Consider the following 18,903-nt stretch of genomic DNA (forward strand, 5'->3'; position numbering starts at 1 on the left):
AAGGAACCGACGAGATCATGCGCCTCATCGCGGCCGACGGCCCGGCGGAGGTGTCCGGATGACCGGCGCCGACGAACACGTCCTGCTGCACGTCGACGGACGGGCCGCGCACCTCACGCTCAACCGGCCGAAGGCCATCAACGCACTGTCCCACGCCATGGTGCGCCGCATCGACGAGGCGCTCACGGAGTGCGAACAGGACCCCGCCGTCCAGACCGTCGTCATCACCGGCGCGGGGGAGCGCGGCCTGTGCGCGGGCGGGGACATCCGCGCCGTCCACGACGACGCCCGGGACGGCGACGGCTCGGCCGCGGCCGCGTTCTGGCGGGACGAGTACCGTCTCAACGCCCGCATCGCCAGGTTCCCCAAGCCGTACGTCGCGCTCATGGACGGCATCGTGATGGGCGGCGGGGTCGGCGTCTCGGCGCACGGCAGTGTCCGGATCGCCACCGAGCGGTCGCGGATCGCCATGCCGGAGACCGGGATCGGCTTCGTGCCCGACGTCGGCGGCACGTATCTGCTCGGCCGCGCCCCCGGCGAACTCGGTACCCATCTCGCCCTGACCGGCGCCTCGATCGGCGCCGCCGACGCCGTGCTCTGCGGACTCGCCGACCACTCCATGCCGTCCGGCGCGATCCCCGCGTTCGTCGCCGACCTCGCCACCCTGCCCGTGCCCGAGGCGCTCGCCCGGCGGGTACGGCAGGCACCCGACGGCGAGTTGGCCGGGCACCGCGCGTGGATCGACGCCTGCTACGCGGCCGGCACCGTCGAGGAGATCGTCCAACGGCTGCTCGCGCACGGCGACCCGGCGGCCAAGGAGGCGGCGGACACCCTGCTCACCAGGTCGCCCACCGCCCTGAAGGTCACGCTGGCCGCGCTGCGCCGGGCCCGCGGACTCGGCACCCTGGAACGGGTCCTGGACCAGGAGTACCGCGTCTCCTGCGCGACCCTCGCCACCCATGACCTGGTGGAGGGCATCCGCGCCCAGGTCGTCGACAAGGACCGCACCCCGCACTGGTCCCCGGCCACCCTCACCGAGGTCACCGACGCCGACGTCGACCGCTTCTTCGCCCCGCTCGGCGACCGCGAACTGGGCCTCGCCCCACCCCCCTGACCCGCTCGACCACCCGCCCATCAGGTGCGAGACGAAGATCACGCCTGATGGTGCGGTCTTGGCCGTGCTCCTGACACGCGGTACGGTCTGTCCGATATCGACGACGGCGAGACGGAAGCCGGTGGGAATCCGGAACGGTCGCGCCACTGTATGCGAGAGCCCCGCAGCTGCTCGTGAGTCAGACCCGTGGCCGTCGTCCTGTGCACCACCGAGTTGGGACGCGAACTCCCAGAGGAGGTCCTGCCATGGCGCAGACCGTCGCTCCGCCGACCGCCAACACCCCCGCCGTTCCCGCCAAGCTGCCGCTGTCCGCGATAGCTCCCTGGGCGGTCTTCTTCGGCATCCTGATGCTGGTCCTGCTCTACTTCGTCGGCGCCGAACAGGGCGCCACCTCCGTGTTCAGCGGCACGGACGTCCACGAGTGGGTGCACGACGCCCGCCACCTGCTCGGCTTCCCCTGCCACTGACGCGAGGGGCGCCGTACCACCCATGAACTCCGCAACGGTCCGGAACCTCCTGGTGCGGGGCATGCTCGCCGGCCTGGCCGCCGGCCTGCTCGCCCTCGTCGCCGCCTACCTGCTCGGCGAGCCGAACGTCGACAAGGCGATCGGCTTCGAGGACGCCCACGCGCACGAGCACGAGATGGAGGTCGTCTCCCGCTCCCTGCAGTCCACCGCCGGCCTCGCCACCGGCGTCCTCGTCTACGGCGTCGCCTTCGGCGGCATCGCCGCCCTGGCCTACTGCTTCGCCCTCGGCCGCGTCGGCAGATTCTCGCCGCGGGCGACGGCGATGCTGCTGTCCGGCTGCGCCCTGGCCGCCGTGTACGTCGTGCCGTTCCTGAAGTACCCGGCCAACCCGCCGTCGGTGGGCGACCCGGACACCATCGGCAAGCGGACCACGCTGTACTTCCTGATGATGCTCCTCAGCGTGCTGCTCGCGGTCGCCGCCACCATCCTCGGCAAACGGCTCCAGCCGCGGCTGGGCACCTGGTGGGCGACCGTCCTCGCGGTGGCCGCGTTCGCCGTCGTCATCGGGCTGGCCTACCAGTTCCTGCCGGTCGTGAACGAGGTGCCGGCGGACTTCCCGGCCACCCTGCTGTGGCGGTTCCGGCTCTCGGCACTCGCCATCCAGCTGGTGCTCTGGGGCGGATTCGGCCTGCTCTTCGGCGAGCTGGCCGAGCGCGTCCTCAACCCGAAGCCCGCGAAGGCCCCGGCCGCCGCGCGCACGGTGCCCGCTCCGCACTGACCGCCACCACACCACACCGACACGAGAGGGCCCGCCGGAACCGTCCGGGGGGCCCTTGGCGGTACGTCCGCTGTGAACCGGCCCTGAACCCGCCGTGTCTTCGGTGCGCGGCCGGTGCCGCACTCGCGTTCGTGACCGCTGACAGGGAAAGATGGACGGCGAGCGATCGATCAACGACTGCGGAGGAAGTGGACTCATGCCGCATGAGCGAGCGGGCCGGCCGGCGGCTCCGGAGGACCTCGTCGACGTGGCCCGGCTGGTCACGGCCTACTACGCGCTGCACCCCGACCCGTCCGACCCGGGCCAGCGGGTGGCCTTCGGCACCTCGGGACACCGCGGATCGTCGCTGACGACCGCGTTCAACGAGGACCACATCGCCGCCACCAGCCAGGCCATCTGCGAGTACCGGAGCGGCCAGGGCACCGACGGCCCGCTCTTCCTGGGCGCCGACACCCACGCCCTCTCCGAGCCCGCCAAGGTCACCGCCCTTGAGGTGTTCGCCGCCAACGACGTGACCGTCCTCGTCGACAGCGCCGACGGCTACACCCCCACCCCCGCCGTCTCGCACGCCATCCTCACCCACAACCGCGGCCGCACCACCGGCCTCGCGGACGGCGTCGTGGTCACCCCCTCGCACAACCCGCCCGCCGACGGCGGCTTCAAGTACAACCCGCCCAGCGGCGGCCCCGCCGCCTCCGACGCCACCTCCTGGATCCAGGACCGCGCCAACCAGATCATCGCCGGCGGCATGAAGGACGTACAGCGCATCCCCTACGAGCGTGCGCTCGCCGCGCCGGCCACCGGCCGCTACGACTTCATGGGCGTGTACGTCGACGACCTGCCCAGCGTCCTCGACCTCGACGCCGTCCGGGCCTCCGGGCTGCGCATCGGCGCCGACCCGCTCGGCGGCGCCTCCGTCGCCTACTGGGGCCGGATCGCCGAACGGCACGGCCTCGACCTCACCGTGGTCAACCCGTACACCGACCCCACCTGGCGGTTCATGACGCTGGACTGGGACGGCAAGATCCGCATGGACTGCTCGTCGCCGTACGCCATGGCCTCGCTGATCGAGAAGCGGGACGAGTTCCGCGTCGCCACCGGCAACGACGCCGACGCCGACCGGCACGGCATCGTCACCCGCGACGCCGGCCTGATGAACCCCAACCACTACCTCGCCGTGGCCATCTCCTACCTCTACCGCCACCGCGAGCAGTGGGCGGCGGACGCGGGTGTAGGCAAGACCCTCGTCTCCTCCTCGATGATCGACCGGGTCGCCGCCGACCTCGGCCGTCAACTGGTCGAGGTGCCGGTCGGGTTCAAGTGGTTCGTCGACGGACTGGTCAGCGGTGCCATCGGGTTCGGCGGCGAGGAGTCCGCGGGCGCCTCCTTCCTGCGCCGCGACGGCTCGGTCTGGACCACCGACAAGGACGGCATCCTGCTCGCCCTGCTCGCCTCCGAGATCACGGCCGTGACGGACAAGACGCCGTCCGAGCACTACGCCGGCCTCACCGCCCGCTTCGGCGAACCCGCCTACGCCCGCATCGACGCCCCTGCCACCCGCGAGGAGAAGGCCCTCCTCGCCAAGCTCTCCCCGGCCCAGGTCACCGCCGAGACCCTGGCGGGCGAGCCGGTCACCGCCGTCCTCACCGAGGCCCCGGGCAACGGCGCGGCGATCGGCGGCATCAAGGTGACCACCGAGAACGCCTGGTTCGCCGCCCGGCCGTCCGGCACCGAGGACGTCTACAAGATCTACGCCGAGTCCTTCCAGGGCCCCGATCACCTGGCCCGGGTGCAGGAGGAGGCGAAGGCGGTGGTGAACGCCGCGCTCGGCGGCTGACGACGCGGGCGGCCCGCTGCCGGGCCGTCAGGTCGCGAACGTGCGGCGGCGGGCCCGGGCCTCGGCCAGGTCCGCCGCGGCCCGCCGGGCGTCCGCCGTGAGGTGCGCCGAACCCCAGGCGAGCGCGGTGCGTTCGGCCAGCGCGTAGCCCTCGGCCGCCGCCCGGTCCTCGCCGAGCAGCCGGTGCAGGTCGGCCAGCGCGTGCGCCAGCGGGCGGCTCGCGTACGCCGCGCCCGCCGCCCCGGCCAGCTGCTCCCGCAGCGGCCGCAGGTGCCCGACGAGGGCGGCTGCCGTGTCATGGTCCCGGTGGAGCACCGCGAGCTCGGCGCGGAAGTCGAGTTCCAGGCCGTAGAGATGATCCTTCGGTGGGTCTGCCGAGACGGGTACGGCAAGCGCCTCGTCGAGCCTGCCCAACCGTGTCAGGACCAGCGACCACGCCACCGCGACCTGGCCGGGCGCCGCCTCGTACACGGCCCGGACCAGCGGCTCGACGTCGGCCGCACGGTCCTGGACGAGCCGCATGGCGATCAGCCCGAGGGTGCGCAGACCGGTGGCGTGGTGGGCGCCCACCCGCTGCAGCAGGGCGTCCGCCTCGGTGTAGGCGGCCTCCGCGGCCTCGAAACGCCCGGTCACGCAGGCCAGCATGGCGGTGGTCGCGGCACTGAGCCCCTGTGCCCACACCAGCCGGTAGCGGCGGGCGAGGACCAGACCCTCCGCCGTGTGCCGGTGCACGGCCGCCGGGTCGTTGCGGGCGGCCGCGGTCATCGCGTCCAGGTTCTCGCAGACCCAGCGATACGCCGGCAGGTCGTGGGCCCGGGCGAGGTCGCGCAGCTCGGCCGTGAGCGGCGGCCGGGTCCTGGCCCGGGTCTCGTGCGGCAGCAACCGTGCCGAGGTCATCAACGCGGCAGCCATCAGGCGCGGTGCGCCGTCGGCACGGGCGAGCGCCAGCTGGGCGTCGGCCGCCTCCAGGGCCCGGGGCGGGTCCTCGGCGGCCACCGCGTCGACGAGCACCTGGAGGACCCGGGCACGTGTCGGCCCGTCGAGGCCCGGATCGGCGGCGAGCTGTTCGAGGCGAGCCAGCGCGGTCCGGTCGTAGGGCCCTTCGAGCCGGCTGCGCCAGGGCGCGGGCTCGGTCCAGGCCCCGTACACGGCCGCGACCAGGTCGCCGCGGTCGGCCTGCTCGGCGAGTTCCACCGCGCGCTGCCGGGTGCGCCGGGCCGCGTCGGTGGCGCCGGTGCGCACCTGCGCGCCCAGCAGCCGTACCAGCAGCTCGATCTGCCGGTCGGGCGGGGCGTCGTCGCCCGAGGTCGCGGTGCAGGTGTCGATCGCCTGCTGGATCAGGGTGACGGCCACGTCATGGGCGTAGCGCCGCTCGGCGGCCTCGGCGGCGCGCAGCGCGTAGTCGACGGCGAGCGGGGCGTCGGCCGTACTGCCAGACCGCGCGAAGTGATGGGCCAGGGCGGCGAGTTCGCCGGGCCGGTGGTGGCGCAGCAGGCGCGCGACGCGGGCGTGCAGCCGGGACCGCCGGGCGCCGGAGAGGTCCGCGTAGACGGTGTCGCGGACCAGGGCGTGCACGAACCGGACGCGGCCGGGCCCGGGCTCGCCGAGCAGGTCGGCGGCGAGCGCCGCGTCGAGACCCTCCAGCACCTGCTCCTCGTCCGCCTCGGCGGCATCGACGAGCAGGGCGACCTCGGTCTCCAGCCCCAGCACGGCGGTGAGCTGTACGACGGACCGGGCGGCGGCGGGGAGCAGCGCGAGGCGCCTGCGCAGCACGTCCCGCACCCCCTGGGGGACCTCGGAGACCGCGACCAGGGCACCCTCGTCGGCCAGCAGACGGGCGCTCTCCAGGACGTAGAAGGGATTGCCGCCGGTACGTTCGGCGAGCGCCGCCACGGTCGCCGGGTCCACGGGCGTGCCGCAGACTGCGTCCACCAGGGTGGCGGTGTCCCGGAGCGGCAGCCCGTCCAGCGCGATCCGGTACGGGGCGGCCGGGGCGAGGTGGGCCAGGGTCTTGAGGAGGTGCTCGCCGACCTCCGTGGGCCGGTAACCGGCGACGGTGAGCAGGGGCACGCCGGTGACCGCGGCCGCCGTCTCGACCAGGGCGAGGGTCTCGGCGTCCGCCCGGTGCAGGTCTTCGAGGAGGACGGCGAGGGGCGCCCGGGAGGTTGCGGCACGCAGCCAGGCGGCGAAGGCGCGGTGCATGCGGAAGCGGCCGGCGCTGGCCTCGCCGTCCGGAGCGGGGGCCGCCGTGCTCTCCGGCTCCCGCAGCAGCACCGTCAGCTCCTCCGGCCTGGCAGGCGGCACCTCGCGGGCGAGCGCGCCCAGCGCCTCCACCCAGGCCCAGGCGGGCGGAGCGCCCTCGTACTCGGGGCAGCGCCCGACCACCACTCGCCAGCCGGTCTCGCGCAGCCGCGCCGCGGCCCGGTCGAGGAACGCGGACTTCCCGGCCCCGGCCGCGCCCGTGACCAGCGCCAGTCCGCCGCCGTCGCGTGCGGCGCGGGCCGCCCCGGCCAGGGTCCGCAACTCCTGGCTCCGGCCGACGAACAGACCGGGGCCGGAGCGCGCGGGGAGTTCGGCGGCGGGCTCGGGCACGGCCGCGCGCAGCACCTCGAACCGCCCGTCGAGCACGGCGTGTTCCACCTCCCGCAGGGCCGGCCCGGGATCGCAGCCCAGCTCGGCGCGCAGGACCGCGCCGGCACGGCGTACCGCGGCGAGGGCGTCGGCCTGCCGGTCGCAGGCCCAGTGGGCGAGCGCGAGCAGCCGCCAGCCTTCCTCGCGCAGGGGAGCGTCCCGGACCAGCGACTCGGCGTCGGCCGCGGCCTGTGCCGCCCGGCCGGTGCGCAGGTCCGCGGCCACGGCCAGCTCCCGGGCCTCCGCGTACAGCCCGGTGAGCCGGGCCACCTCGGCGGCGGCCCACTCCTCGTCCGCGTGCTCGGCGAAGGCCGGTCCGTGCCACCAGCCCAGCGCCTCGGCGAGCAGCCGCCGGGCCTCCTCGGCCGGGGCGGTGCGGGCTTGTCCGACCCAGGTCTCGAACCGCCAGGCGTCCACCGCGTCCCCGGCCAACCGCAGCGCGTACCCCGGTGCCACGGTGACCAGGACGGTGGCCGGGGCCCGCGGTGGGCGTCCCGGCTCCAGCGACCGGCGCAGGTTGGACAGATAGGCGTGCAGCGACACACCGGCCTTGGCCGGCGGCTCACCCCGCCACAGCGCGTCCGTCATCCGGTCCACCGGGACGACACTGCCCCGGGCCGCGATCAGCAGCGCCAGCACGGCGCGCTGCCGCGGGGCGCCCAACTCGACCGGCGTCCCCGCGACGTCGGCACCCAGCGGACCCAGGACTCGCAAACGCAGCACGCCGCGGGAATCTACCCGAGCGCTGCGTCGATCCTGTCAACAGACGTTGAACGCGCACTGGACGGGGCCGCCGAGCCGGACGCCAAGCGGACGCCAAGAGGAGTGCGCGACCGTGGCAACTCATCGCACACATCGCATCGTTGGAGCAAGCAAGCGTGTCCCTCAACAGCAGCCACGGCGCCTCCGCCACCACAGAGCGTCCGCACACCCACGAGATGGTCGTGGTCCACCGGGTCTTCCGCCGCGAGTCGGCCCTGCTGCCCCGGCTGGTGCGTGCCGTGCCCGACGGCGACCGGGCCGCTGCGGCGCGGGTCGCCGCCGCCCTGCGCGACTACACCCTCGGCCTGCACCACCATCACCACGCCGAGGACGAACTGATCTGGCCGCTGCTGCGGGACCGGGCCGCGCACGACGAGGCGCTGGTGGGCCGGATGACCGAGCAGCACGAGGCGATCGACCGCACCCTGGCGGCGGTCGACGAGTGGCTGCTCCTGTGGGAGCGGTCCGGAGACCGGATACCCGGCGAGGAACTGGCGCTGGCCCTGGACGCACACCGGATCGCGCTGCTCGAGCACCTCTACGAGGAGGAGCGCTCGCTGCTCCCGCTGGTCGCCGAGCATCTCACCGTCCCGGAATGGGAACTGGTCGGACAGCGCGGCATGGAAGGGCTGCCGAAGAACAAGCGCCTGCTGGCCCTCGGCGCGATCCTGGAGGAGGCCACCCCCGAGGAGACCGCCTTCTTCCTGGGCAAGGCACCGCTGATCGGCCGGCTGCTGTGGCGGGCCGTCGGCCGTCGCCAGTACGCCGCCTACTGCCGGAGCATGCGTGCCCCGCTGGACGGGGAGTAGACCATGGCCCTCCTCGACTCCGCCCCGCTCGACGTCCTCGACGCCTACCGGACCTGCGAGTTCGCCACCCTGGGCCGGGACGGCACCCCGCTCGCCTGGCCGACGGCCGTGCGCCGCCGCCCGGACGGGACGCTGCTGCTCAGCACCTCCCTGGCGTTCGCGCAGAAGGCGCTGAACATCCGGCGGGACGGCCGGGTCGCCCTGCTCTTCTCCGACCCCACCGGCAGCGGTCTGGAGAACCCCCCGCAGATCTTCGTCGGCGGCCACGCCGAGTGCCCCGACGAGATCATGACCGGCCCGCAGGGCGCCGAGGACTACTGGCGGATGCTGTTCGAACGGCAGCCGCACAGCAGGTCGTACGTCACGGCACCGATGCGGCTGGTGATGGACTGGTACTACCTGCGCCTGCTGATCACCGTCACGCCGCAACAGGTCGTCGTGCGCTCCCCGTTGCCGCTGTCCGGCACGCCCGCCGCGCCGCCCGGTGAACTGGTCGGCGCCGCGCAGCTCGCCCGCTTCCCGACCGCGGTGCTCGCCGCGCGCGATGCCGCCGGCGCGCCGGTACTGGCCCGCACCCGGCCGGTGCCCACGGGCGAGGGTTTCGCCGTGGACGTACCGGCCGACTGCCCGGCCGCCGAGGGCCCCGCCGCCCTCCTGGTGCACCGGCACGACGAACGCCTCAACCACATGCATAACGCCCTCGTACGCGGCGAACTGCGGGCGGACGGTGCCCGGTGGGTGCTGGTACCGGCCAAGGTGGTGGAGCCCATGGGCTCGGGCCGCGTGAGCGACGCGGTGAGCGTGCTGCGCAGCACGAGGCAGGCCACCGACCGCTATCTGCGCCGGCGGGGCCTGCCCCGGCCGCGCGTGCGGTGGGCGCAGTTCAGGGCGCTGGCACAGGACGCGCGGCGCAGCGGCGCCCGCGGCGAACCCCTGGGTGCCTGAGCGCTCCGCTGCCGTCTGCCGTCTGCCGTCTGCCGTCCGCGGCGCTATCGTGGCTGGTCGCGCAGTCCCTCCGCCAGCGCCTCTTCGGGTGCCGCCGAAGCGCAGTGGATGTCGCCGAACCTGCTCAGGCCGACCGGCACTCCGCGAGGCGCTTCGTCAGGAACCTGCGCTCCGCCGCGTTCTCCGCCAGCTCCAGCGCCCGCGCGTACGACTCCGCCGCCTCCCGGAGCCGCCCCGTGCGGCGCAGCAGGTCGGCTCTGGTCGCGGGCAGCAGGTGGTAGCCGGTCAGGTCGTCCTCCGCCTCCAGCTCCGCGACCAGGGCGAGCCCCGCCTCCCCGCCCTCGGCCATGCCCACGGCGACCGCGCGGTTCAGCCGGACCACGGCCGAGGGGACGTAGCGCTGGAGTTCGCCGTAGAGGCCGGCGATGTCGGCCCAGTCGGTGTCGGCTGCGGCCCGCGCGGTCGCGTGGCAGGCGGCGATGGCGGCCTGGATCTGGTACGGGCCGGGGCGGCCCCGGCGCAGCGCGCCGTCCAGGAGCGCGGTGCCCTCGTCGATCTCGGCGCGGTCCCAGGCCGCGCGGTCCTGGTCCTCCAGGGTGACCAGGTCGCCGGCCGCGTCCACCCGGGCGTCCCGGCGGGCGTCGTGCAGGAGCAGCAGTGCGAGCAGCCCGACGACCTCCGGCTCGTCGGGCATCAGGCGGGCGAGCAGCCGCGCCAGCCGGATCGCCTCGGCGCACAGGCCGGCCCGTACCAGGTCGTCACCGGCCGTGGCCGCGTACCCCTCGTTGAACAGCAGGTACAGCACACCGAGGACGCCCGTCGTGCGCTCGGGCAGCAGATGCGCCGGCGGCACCCGGTACGGGATGCCGGCGTTGCGGATCTTCCGCTTGGCCCGCACCAGCCGCTGCGCCATCGTCGCCTCGGGGACGAGGAAGGCGCGCGCGATCTCGGGCGTGGTCAGCCCGGCGAGGGTGCGCAGCGTCAGCGCGACCCGGGCCTCGATCGGCAGCGCCGGGTGGCAGCAGGTGAAGACCAGCCGCAGCCGGTCGTCCGCCACCCCGCCGCCGTCACCCTCGCCGCCCTCCCCGCCCTCGCCGAACGGGTCGTACGGAGCGAACGGGTCGTACGGTCCCTCGTCCCGTGCCAGCACCGCAGCCTCCCGCAGCTTCCTGGCCCCCACCGCCTCCCGGCGCAGCACGTCCAGGGCGCGGTTGCGGGCGGTGGTGGTCAGCCAGGCGCCGGGGCGGCCCGGCACCCCGTCGCGCCGCCACCGGTCCAGCGCCTGGGCGAAGGCGTCCTGCGCGCACTCCTCGGCGAGGTCCCAGTCGCCGGTCACCCGGATCAGGGTGGCGACGACCTGGGCCCACTCCTCGCGGAAGGCAGCGGCGACGGCCGCCTCGACCTCGTCCGTGGTGCTCACTCCCAGACCGGCCGGACCTCGACCGAGCCGCCGGCGAGCGCCGCGGGATGCCGGGAGGCCAGCGCGATCGCCTCGTCGAGGTCGGCGACCTCGATGACGTCGAACCCCGCGATGTACTCCTCGGTCGCGGCGAACGGCCCGTCGCTCAGCAGTACCTCGTCGCCACTGACCCGCACGGTGGTCGCGTCGGCACCGGGCCGCAGCAGGGCACCGCCCCTGACGACGTCTCGGCCGCGCACCTCCCGGACGTACGAGGCGAAGCACGGGTCCCCGGCGATCTCGGCGGGGCCGGACTCCTCGCCGCCGACCGGGGTGCAGATGAACAGGACGTACTTCACGACTGCTGCGCCTCCCGCGGCACCGAGACGTGTTCATGGGCGATCAGCCAGCTGAAACCGGTGTCCCGGTAGCCGGTGGTCACCCGCACCACCCGGTCCAGGGGCTCCCCGGTCACCCGGGTGCCGTGGACGCGGACCAGGGCGTGGCTGAAGGTGCTGCCCTCCCCGGGACGCACACGGAGTTCGAGCACCTCGCGGTGGACCGGCCCGGTCAGCGCCGCGAACCACGCCTCGACCGCCTTGCGCAGCGCGCCGGTTCCCGACCGCACCTCCGCACCGGCGGTTCCGAAGACCTCCACGTCGGGCGCGTAGCAGGCCGTCATCCGGTCGACGTCCCGGTCGTGGGCGGCCGCGGTCAGTTCGGCGTCGAGACGGCGGACGGCCGTCTCCGCGTCCTCCATCAGCCCCTCGTCCCAGAACGGCCGCACCTCCATGGCCCCGACGGTGGCCACGGGGTGCGCGGCGGCGACCCGCACGGCCTCCTCCAGGCTGCCGCAGTCGACGACGTCGAACCCGGCCACGTACTCCTTCGTCTCCGCGAACGGCCCGTCGGTCCGCAGCACCTCGCCGTCCCGCACCCGTACGGTGACCGCCCGGTCCGGCAGCTGCAGCCGGTGGCCGTACAACCGGGTCCCGTGCCGGACGCCGTGCTCCTCCACCCAGGGTTCGACGGGTGCCATCCCGGACGCGTCAGCGGTGTCGTCGCCGCAGACCAGCAGCATGTACTTCATGGTTCCTCCCGCTCCTCGAAAGCTTCCTGCACCCCACCGACGAACGGCACCCCGCGCGATCGACACCTCCGGCGCACCGATTTTCCGCGCCGCCGTTCACCAGCCCATGCCGTGTCCCCGGCCCAGGACGCCGTGCGGGTCGTGGCGGCCCTTCGCCTCGGCCAGGGTGCCCCACCCGCTGCCGTAGTGCTCCCGCCAGTCGCCGGGGGACATCGGCAGCGCGTTGGCCGGATAGGCGACCGCGCCCTTCGCCCGCGCGTGCTCGTAGGCCGTGCGGTTGGCGGCCACCATCGGGTCGCCCGTGCCCGGGGCGGCGGTGCGCAGCAGGGCGAGGAGGTGGACGACCTCGCCGCGCGGGCGGCGGAACAGCGGGGCCCGCAGGGTGCGGGTGAGCAGGGGGTAGAGCAGGACCAGGCCGTTCTCGCGCAGGTCCCGGAAGGCGGGGTCGGTGAGGACGCCGGTCACGACGGACGCGGCGGTGTCGTCGGGGAGCAGCAGGTTCAGCCAGGGGTGCGGATGGAACCACTCGCCGGTCGCGCGCAGGACCTCCTCGTCGGCGGCGACCCGGTTCGCGAACTCGGCGTATCCGAGGTCCTCGGTCTCGCACGAGGTGAAGGAGAGGTCACCGAGCAGGGCCCGGTCGTCGGGCGGGGCGGTTGCCCGGTGGGCGGCCACTGCCTCCACCATGTAGGTCCAGCCGCCGGCGGTGTCCTCGGCGGGGCGGGCCTGGCCTTCGAGGTAGGCGAAGCGCCCGTCGGTCGCCAGCAGGCGCTGGTCGGCCAGGTAGGCGTCGAGACCGGGGTAGTACAGGCAGTAGCGGCGGACCAGCGCGGGCGCGGGGGACAGGCGCAGGGTGGCGCGGACGACGACCGCCACCTGGCCCAGGCCGGCCAGGACCGCGTGGAAGAGGGCCCCGTGGCGTTCCGGCGAGCAGACCAGGTGCTCACCGGCGCCGGTCACCACCTCCAGCTCAAGGACCGAGTCCGCGACCAGGCCGTGGCGGTGACTCGCGCCGCCCAGCCCGCCCACGCTCAGCACCCCGCCGACGCCGGCACCGAGGTAGTCGGTGAGGACGGGCGGCGCGAGCCCGTACGGCAGGGTCGCCGCGAGCACGTCCCGCCACAGCGCGCCCGCCTGCACCTCCACCCGGTCCCCGGTCACCGGACCGACCGCGTTCAGCCCGCGCAGGTCGAGGACGATCCCGCCGGGCGCCTGCCCCTGGCCGTACATCGAATGACCGCCGGCCCGCGCCGCCACCGGGATCCCGCGCGGCCCGGCATACGCCAGCGCGTCCCGGACCCCGGCCGCCGACCGGGGCCGCAGCACCCCCAGAGGCGGCGCGCACACCAGCCGGCCGAAGTCCTCCGCGGCCTCCCGCAGGATCTCCGGGCGGGTGTCCAGCAGTTCCTCGAATCGTTCGCAGACACGGTCCGACGACGTCACGCGGCACGCTCCAAAGAGGGATCGCTCGGCACGGGCGCACCCATCTTCGCGCCATGTGCCCGGCGTACGGACCCCGTTTCCCGTCCTGCGCCGCCCGAACAGGGCCGCCCGGCGCAGGACGGCGGACGAAACGCCGCACGGGTCCTTCCCGGGAGCCGCCGAAGCGACGAATATGCCGCACCATGGACATTCTGCTCGTCGCGAGTGCGTTCAACAGCCTGTCCCAACGGGTCTGCGCCGAACTGTCCGACCTCGGCCATCGGGTGGACGTCGTCCTCGCCGGACAGGGCCCCGACGCCGTCCGCCGTGCCGTCCGGGACCGGCACCCGGAGCTGATCATCGCGCCGATGCTGAAGACGGCACTCCCGGAGGACGTCTGGCAGCAGCACACCTGCCTGATCGTCCATCCCGGGCCGCCCGGCGACCGGGGCCCGTCCTCCCTCGACTGGGCCATCGCCGGCCAGGCGGCCGAGTGGGGGGTGACCGTGCTCCAGGCCGAGGCGGCCATGGACGCGGGCGCGGTCTGGGCGAGCGAGACCTTCCCGGTGACGCCGGTCGGCAAGAGCGACCTCTACCGCAACGAGGCCGCTGACGCCGCCCTCACCGCCGTCCACCGGGCCGTACGCCGGTACGCGGACGGTTCGTACAAGCCTCGGCCGCAGAGCGACCCCGCGATCCACGGCAAGGTCGTCTGGCGGGACGCCTTCCGGCAGGAGCGGCGCCGGATCGACTGGGCGGCCGACGACACCGCGACGGTGCTGCGCAAGCTGCGCGGGGCCGACTCGCAGCCGGGGGTGCTGGACGAACTCCTCGGCCGCGAGGTGTTCCTGCACGGCGGCCACCCGGAGGACCGGCTGCGCGGAGAGCCGGGCGAGTTGCTGGCGACCCGGGCGGGCGCGGTCTGCCGGGCCACCCGCGACGGCGCCGTCTGGATCCCCGAGCTGCGCCCCCGCAAGAACTCCGGCGACCCGGCCCCCTTCCGCCGCCCCGCCACCCACGTCCTCGACCCGGACCTCCCCGAGCGTCCCGCCCCGCTCGAACTGCCCCCGGACCGCCGCACCTGGACCGACATCCGCTACCGGCAGCACGGCGACGTCGGCCTCGTCAGCTTCTCCTTCCCCGGCGGCGCGATGAGCACCGGCCACTGCCGGCGCCTGCTCGCCGCCTACCGGTACGCCCTCGCCCGGCCCACCCGGGTCCTGGTGCTCGGCGGCCGCCGCGACTTCTTCTCCAACGGCATCCATCTCAACGTCATCGAGGCAGCCCCGGACCCCGCCGAGGAGTCGTGGACCAACCTCGACGCGATGGACGACCTGGTCGAGGCCGTACTGCGGACCACCGACCGGCTCGTCGTGGCCGCGCTCGGCGGGAACGCGGCGGCCGGCGGCGTCATGCTCGCCCTCGCCGCCGACGAGGTCTGGTGCCGGGCCGGTGCCGTGCTCAACCCGCACTACCGCCGGATGGGCCTGTACGGCTCGGAGTTCTGGACGTACTCCCTGCCGCGCCGCGTCGGCGCGGAGACGGCCCGGCGGCTGACGGAGGAGGCCCAGCCGGTGAGCGCCGCGACCGCCGCCCGGACCGGGCTCGCCGACCGGCTGCTGCCGGTCCCCGCGCACGGCTTCACCGCCGAGGTCGAGCGGCTGGCGGCCGAGCTCGCCGCCACCCCGGATCTCGGCCGCCGGATCGCCGCCAAGGCCGCGGCGCGCCGGGTCCACGAGGAGGCACGGCCGCTCGCCGAGTACCGGAAGGACGAACTCGCCCGCATGCACGCCCTGTTCTTCGACCCGGACGCCGCCTACCACACGCTGCGCTCCGACTTCGTCCGCAAGGTCCCGGGCGGTGCCCGGTGACGCGGCTGCTGGTGGCGGGCGTCGGCAACATCTTCCTCGGCGACGACGCCTTCGGCCCCGAGGTGATCCGCGCCCTGGAACAGCGCCCCCTGCCGCCCGGGGCACGGGTCCGGGACTTCGGCATCCGGGGCATGGACCTCGCCTACACGCTGCTCGACGGATGGTCGGTGGTCCTGCTGGTGGACGCGGCCGTACGCGGTGAACGCCCCGGCACCCTGTCGCTCGTCGAGCCCGAACTCCCCGGCCGCCGCCCGGCCGCCCCGCCCGAGGCGCACGGCATGGACCCGGCGAAGGTCCTCGCCCTCGCCGCCCACCTCGGCGAGGAACCCCTGCCGCGCGTCCTCGTGCTCGCCTGCGAGCCCGGGGAACCGCCGCGCGGCGACGAGGACATCGCCCCCGGGCTCAGCACCCCCGTCCGGGACGCTGTCGCACGGGCCGTCGCCGCCCTGCACACCCTGGTCCCGGCCCTGCTCGCCGATCCCCTGGTCACGCCCGCGTTGGACCGCCCGGAGGAATCCGCGGCCCCCGCCGCGGCCGGTCGCCCGCCGACAGCCGCCGGCGGCGCGGAGGATCGCTGAGCGGACGCGCCCCGGCAGGGGTGCGGGGCTGAGCCGATGGGCGGCTGCCGCCGGGTGGGCGCGATGGGCCCCCACCGGCCCGCGGCAGACGAACGTCATCACCGGAGCGGAGTCCCCATGTGTCAGTCGGAGGAGGTCACCCGGGCCGTCCTGGCCAGGAACGACGGCCTGGCCGCCAGCCTGCGCGGCGAACTGGCCGCGCGCGGCGTCGGCGTGGTGAACCTGCTCTCCAGCCCCGGCAGCGGCAAGACCGAGCTGCTCGGCCGGGTGCTGACCCGGGCCGGGGAGCGGGGCGTGCCCGTCGCCGCCTTCACCGCCGACCTCGCCACCGAGAACGACGCGAAGCGCCTGGCCCGTTCCGGAGCGCCCGTGAAGCAGCTGCTCACCGACGGGCTCTGCCACCTGGAGGCCCGCCAGGTCCGCGGCCACCTGGAGGGCTGGCTGCCGCCGGACACCGCCCTGCTGTTCGTGGAGAACGTCGGCAACCTGGTCTGCCCGGCCTCCTACGACCTCGGCGAGCACCTGCGGATCGTGCTGATGGCGGTGACCGAGGGCGAGGACAAGCCCGCGAAGTACCCCACCGCCTTCGGCTCGGCGCACCTGGTCGTGCTCACCAAGACCGACCTCGCAGGACCGGCCGGCTTCGACGAGACCGCCTTCGCCGAGCAGGTGCGGCGGGTCAACCCCGGGGTGGAGATCGTGCGCTCCTGCGCCCGCACCGGGGAGGGCGTCGACACGATCCTGGAGCGGGTGCTCGCCGTACGGGACGGCGCCCCGGCGCACCGGCCGCCGCTCGCCCCGCACCCGCACGGCCACGTCCACGCCCCGACCGCCTCGTGACGGCGCCCGCCACGACGACGGCGGTCCGCCGGCGCGTCACGGTGCGCGGGACCGTGCAGGGAGTGGGTTTCCGCCCCTACGTCCACCGGCTGGCCGTCGACCTGGCGCTCACCGGCTTCGTCGGCAACACGGCGAGCGGGGTCCTCATCGAGGTCGAGGGCGCGGCGGCCGGCGTCGAACGGTTCTGCGCACGGCTCGCCGGTGAGCCGCCGCCGCTGGCCACCGTGACCGCCGTGGCCGTCGAGGAGCTGCCGGCCACCGGAGCCGACCCGGACTTCACCATCCGCGCCACCGAACAGTCCGCCCCGGGCCGCACCCTCCTCCCGCCCGACACCGCCACCTGCGCCGACTGCCTGCGCGAACTGACCGATCCGGCCGACCGCCGGCACCGCCACCCCTTCATCACCTGCACCCACTGCGGCCCCCGTTTCACCATCGCCACCGGCATGCCCTACGACCGCGCGGCCACCACCATGTCCGGCTTCCCCATGTGCCCCGCCTGCACCCGGGAGTACGAGGCCCCGGCCGACCGCCGCTTCCACGCCCAGCCGGTGGCCTGCCCGGAGTGCGGCCCCCGGCTGCGGCTGGTGCCCGCCGCCGGCAGCGGGGTGAGAGCCGCCCGCGACGGTGACGCCCTCGCACGGGCGCGCGAACTGCTCGCCGCGGGGCGGATCGTCGCCGTGAAGGGCATCGGCGGCTACCACCTGGCCTGCGACGCCTCCGCCGCCCGGGCCGTGGACACCCTGCGCACCCGCAAGGCACGCGGCCACAAGCCGTTCGCGGTGATGTGCGCCGACCTCGCCGAGGCGGAGCGGATCGCCGAGGTCGGGACGGCCGAGCGGGTCGCGCTCACCGGACCCCGGCGCCCCATCGTCCTGCTCCGCCCCCGCCCCGCCGCCCTGCTCGCGCCCGGCGTCTGCCCCGGCAGCCCGCATCTCGGCGTCATGCTGCCCTACACCCCCGTCCACACCCTCCTCTTCGGCCTCCCCGGCGACCCGCCCGGCCCCCGCGTCCTGGTCATGACCAGCGGCAACCGCTCGGGCGAGCCCATCGTCACGGACGACGACGAGGCACTGACCCGGCTGCTCGGCCTCGCCGACGCCTGGCTCGCCCACGACCGGCCCATCGCCTCGCCCTGCGACGACTCCCTGCTGCGGGTCCGCGCCGACGGCACCGAGCAGGTCCTGCGCCGCTCCCGCGGCTACGCGCCGCGCCCGCTGCGCCTTCCGGTCCCGGTCCGGCCCGCGCTCGCGGCCGGCGGCGACCTCAAGAACGCGCAGTGCGTGGGCGAGGGCGACCTGGCCTGGTTGGGGCCGCACATCGGGGACATGGGCGACCTGGCCACCCTGGAGGCGGCCGTCCGGGCGGAACGGCACATGCGCAGGCTGACCGGGGTCCGCCCCGAAGTCGTCGCCGCGGACCGCCACCCCGGCTACCACTCGTCCGCCTGGGCCCGCCGTCGTGCCACCCTGCTGCAGCTCGGCAGACCGGTGTTCGTCCAGCACCACCACGCCCACATCGCCTCCGCCATGGCCGAGGCCGGTCTCGACGGCACCACACCCGTCATCGGCGTCGCCTTCGACGGCACCGGCTACGGCGACGACGGCACCGTCTGGGGCGGCGAGGTGCTCCTCGCCGACTACACCGGCTACCGGCGCCTCGCGCACCTCGCCCCGGCCCCGCTGCCCGGCGGGGACGCGGGCGTCGCCAACCCCTGCCGGACGGCTCTTGCCCGGCTGTGGGCGGCCGGCCTGCCCTGGGACGTCGACCTGCCCGGCGTCGCCGCCTGCTCCCGTGAGGAACTGCGCTTGCTGGAGCGGCAGTTGCCGAGCCAGATCGGCTGCGTGGCCACGTCCAGCATGGGGCGCCTCTTCGACGCCGTGTCGTCCCTCGCGGGCGTGTGCCACCGCGCCGGGTACGAGGCGCAGGCAGCCCTGGAGCTGGAGGCGCAGGCCTGCGCGGCCTGGGGCGCGGAGACGGCCGCGTACCCCTTCGGCGACCCCTTCGACCCGGGCCCCACCTTGTGCGCGATCATCGCCGACCTGCGGCGCGGCACCCCGGTGCCGGTGATCGCGGCCCGCTTCCACCGCGGGGTCGCCCGGGCGGTCCTGGACCTGTGCCGCGGAGCGCGCCGGGCCACCGGAGCGCACACCGTCGCCCTCACCGGAGGAGTCTTCGCCAACACGCTCCTCGAGGACGCGAGCGCGGACCTGCTGCACGACGCCGGATTCACGGTCCTGCGGCACGGCGAAGTACCGCCGAACGACGGCGGACTGGCGCTCGGGCAACTGGTGGTCGCGGCCCACGGGCCACGGCCCGACGACGACCGACGCAAAGCAGTCAGCGACGAGACGGAGTGA

Annotated in this window: 15 protein-coding genes and 1 riboswitch; of the genes, 10 read left to right on the forward strand and 5 right to left on the reverse strand. The window is 75.1% G+C overall.

From position 1 onward, the window contains the following. Positions 1-58 precede the first annotated feature (58 nt). From ACFY0K_RS03550 to pgm, 4 genes are all read left to right on the forward strand, one after another. The gene (locus ACFY0K_RS03550) at positions 59-1,114 is read left to right on the forward strand and encodes an enoyl-CoA hydratase/isomerase family protein (RefSeq protein ID WP_390638391.1); all 1,056 of its coding nucleotides are present in this window, start codon (positions 59-61) and stop codon (positions 1,112-1,114) included. Between the two features lie 67 nt (positions 1,115-1,181). Beyond that, a riboswitch (cobalamin riboswitch) is annotated at positions 1,182-1,323 on the forward strand. Positions 1,324-1,359: 36 nt separating this feature from the next. Beyond that, on the forward strand, positions 1,360-1,581 hold the full coding sequence (locus tag ACFY0K_RS03555) for a CbtB-domain containing protein (RefSeq protein ID WP_351960613.1): 222 nt from the start codon (positions 1,360-1,362) through the stop codon (positions 1,579-1,581). A 22-nt stretch (positions 1,582-1,603) separates the two neighbouring features. Next, positions 1,604-2,359 carry a CbtA family protein gene (locus tag ACFY0K_RS03560; RefSeq protein ID WP_390638392.1) on the forward strand — a complete coding sequence of 252 codons (756 nt, stop codon included), beginning with the start codon at positions 1,604-1,606 and terminating at the stop codon, positions 2,357-2,359. Positions 2,360-2,555: 196 nt separating this feature from the next. Continuing rightward, positions 2,556-4,196, forward strand: coding sequence for a phosphoglucomutase (alpha-D-glucose-1,6-bisphosphate-dependent) (gene pgm, locus ACFY0K_RS03565; RefSeq protein ID WP_390638393.1), 1,641 nt, complete (start codon positions 2,556-2,558; stop codon positions 4,194-4,196). A 27-nt stretch (positions 4,197-4,223) separates the two neighbouring features. On the opposite strand, the gene ACFY0K_RS03570 is transcribed toward pgm, so the two are convergent. Beyond that, entirely contained in the window at positions 4,224-7,550 is a 3,327-nt protein-coding gene (locus tag ACFY0K_RS03570) for a BTAD domain-containing putative transcriptional regulator (RefSeq protein ID WP_390638394.1), read from the reverse strand. Positions 7,551-7,705: 155 nt separating this feature from the next. On the opposite strand from ACFY0K_RS03570, the gene ACFY0K_RS03575 reads away from it, so the two are divergent. Both ACFY0K_RS03575 and ACFY0K_RS03580 read left to right on the forward strand, forming a co-directional pair. Next, on the forward strand, positions 7,706-8,398 hold the full coding sequence (locus ACFY0K_RS03575) for a hemerythrin domain-containing protein (protein WP_390638395.1): 693 nt from the start codon (positions 7,706-7,708) through the stop codon (positions 8,396-8,398). A 3-nt stretch (positions 8,399-8,401) separates the two neighbouring features. Then, positions 8,402-9,343 carry a pyridoxamine 5'-phosphate oxidase family protein gene (locus ACFY0K_RS03580; protein ID WP_390638396.1) on the forward strand — a complete coding sequence of 314 codons (942 nt, stop codon included), beginning with the start codon at positions 8,402-8,404 and terminating at the stop codon, positions 9,341-9,343. A 124-nt stretch (positions 9,344-9,467) separates the two neighbouring features. On the opposite strand, the gene ACFY0K_RS03585 is transcribed toward ACFY0K_RS03580, so the two are convergent. The 4 genes from ACFY0K_RS03585 to ACFY0K_RS03600 all read right to left on the reverse strand — a co-directional run bounded on the left by ACFY0K_RS03585 (position 9,468) and on the right by ACFY0K_RS03600 (position 13,275). After that, complete coding sequence (locus tag ACFY0K_RS03585) at positions 9,468-10,763, reverse strand: RNA polymerase sigma factor (RefSeq protein WP_390638397.1); 1,296 nt, start codon at positions 10,761-10,763, stop codon at positions 9,468-9,470. Then, positions 10,760-11,101, reverse strand: coding sequence for a YciI family protein (locus ACFY0K_RS03590; protein WP_390638398.1), 342 nt, complete (start codon positions 11,099-11,101; stop codon positions 10,760-10,762). The genes ACFY0K_RS03585 and ACFY0K_RS03590 overlap by 4 nt, the downstream gene beginning before the upstream one ends. Then, positions 11,098-11,832 (reverse strand): nuclear transport factor 2 family protein, encoded by a 735-nt coding sequence (locus ACFY0K_RS03595; RefSeq protein WP_390638399.1) that lies wholly within the window; start codon positions 11,830-11,832, stop codon positions 11,098-11,100. The genes ACFY0K_RS03590 and ACFY0K_RS03595 overlap by 4 nt, the downstream gene beginning before the upstream one ends. 96 nt (positions 11,833-11,928) lie before the next feature. Beyond that, positions 11,929-13,275, reverse strand: a complete 1,347-nt coding sequence (locus ACFY0K_RS03600; protein ID WP_390638400.1) for an FAD-binding protein — start codon at positions 13,273-13,275, stop codon at positions 11,929-11,931. A 182-nt stretch (positions 13,276-13,457) separates the two neighbouring features. On the opposite strand from ACFY0K_RS03600, the gene ACFY0K_RS03605 reads away from it, so the two are divergent. From ACFY0K_RS03605 to hypF, 4 genes are all read left to right on the forward strand, one after another. After that, positions 13,458-15,125 carry a hydrogenase maturation protein gene (locus ACFY0K_RS03605; RefSeq protein ID WP_390638401.1) on the forward strand — a complete coding sequence of 556 codons (1,668 nt, stop codon included), beginning with the start codon at positions 13,458-13,460 and terminating at the stop codon, positions 15,123-15,125. Further along, the gene (locus ACFY0K_RS03610; RefSeq protein WP_390638402.1) at positions 15,122-15,703 is read left to right on the forward strand and encodes a hydrogenase maturation protease; all 582 of its coding nucleotides are present in this window, start codon (positions 15,122-15,124) and stop codon (positions 15,701-15,703) included. The genes ACFY0K_RS03605 and ACFY0K_RS03610 overlap by 4 nt, the downstream gene beginning before the upstream one ends. A 117-nt stretch (positions 15,704-15,820) precedes the next feature. Next, positions 15,821-16,543 carry a hydrogenase nickel incorporation protein HypB gene (gene hypB, locus ACFY0K_RS03615; RefSeq protein ID WP_390638403.1) on the forward strand — a complete coding sequence of 241 codons (723 nt, stop codon included), beginning with the start codon at positions 15,821-15,823 and terminating at the stop codon, positions 16,541-16,543. Next, positions 16,540-18,903, forward strand: coding sequence for a carbamoyltransferase HypF (gene hypF, locus ACFY0K_RS03620; RefSeq protein ID WP_390638404.1), 2,364 nt, complete (start codon positions 16,540-16,542; stop codon positions 18,901-18,903). The genes hypB and hypF overlap by 4 nt, the downstream gene beginning before the upstream one ends.

This window comes from Streptomyces sp. NPDC001507, assembly GCF_042894765.1.
Lineage (GTDB): Bacteria > Actinomycetota > Actinomycetes > Streptomycetales > Streptomycetaceae > Streptomyces.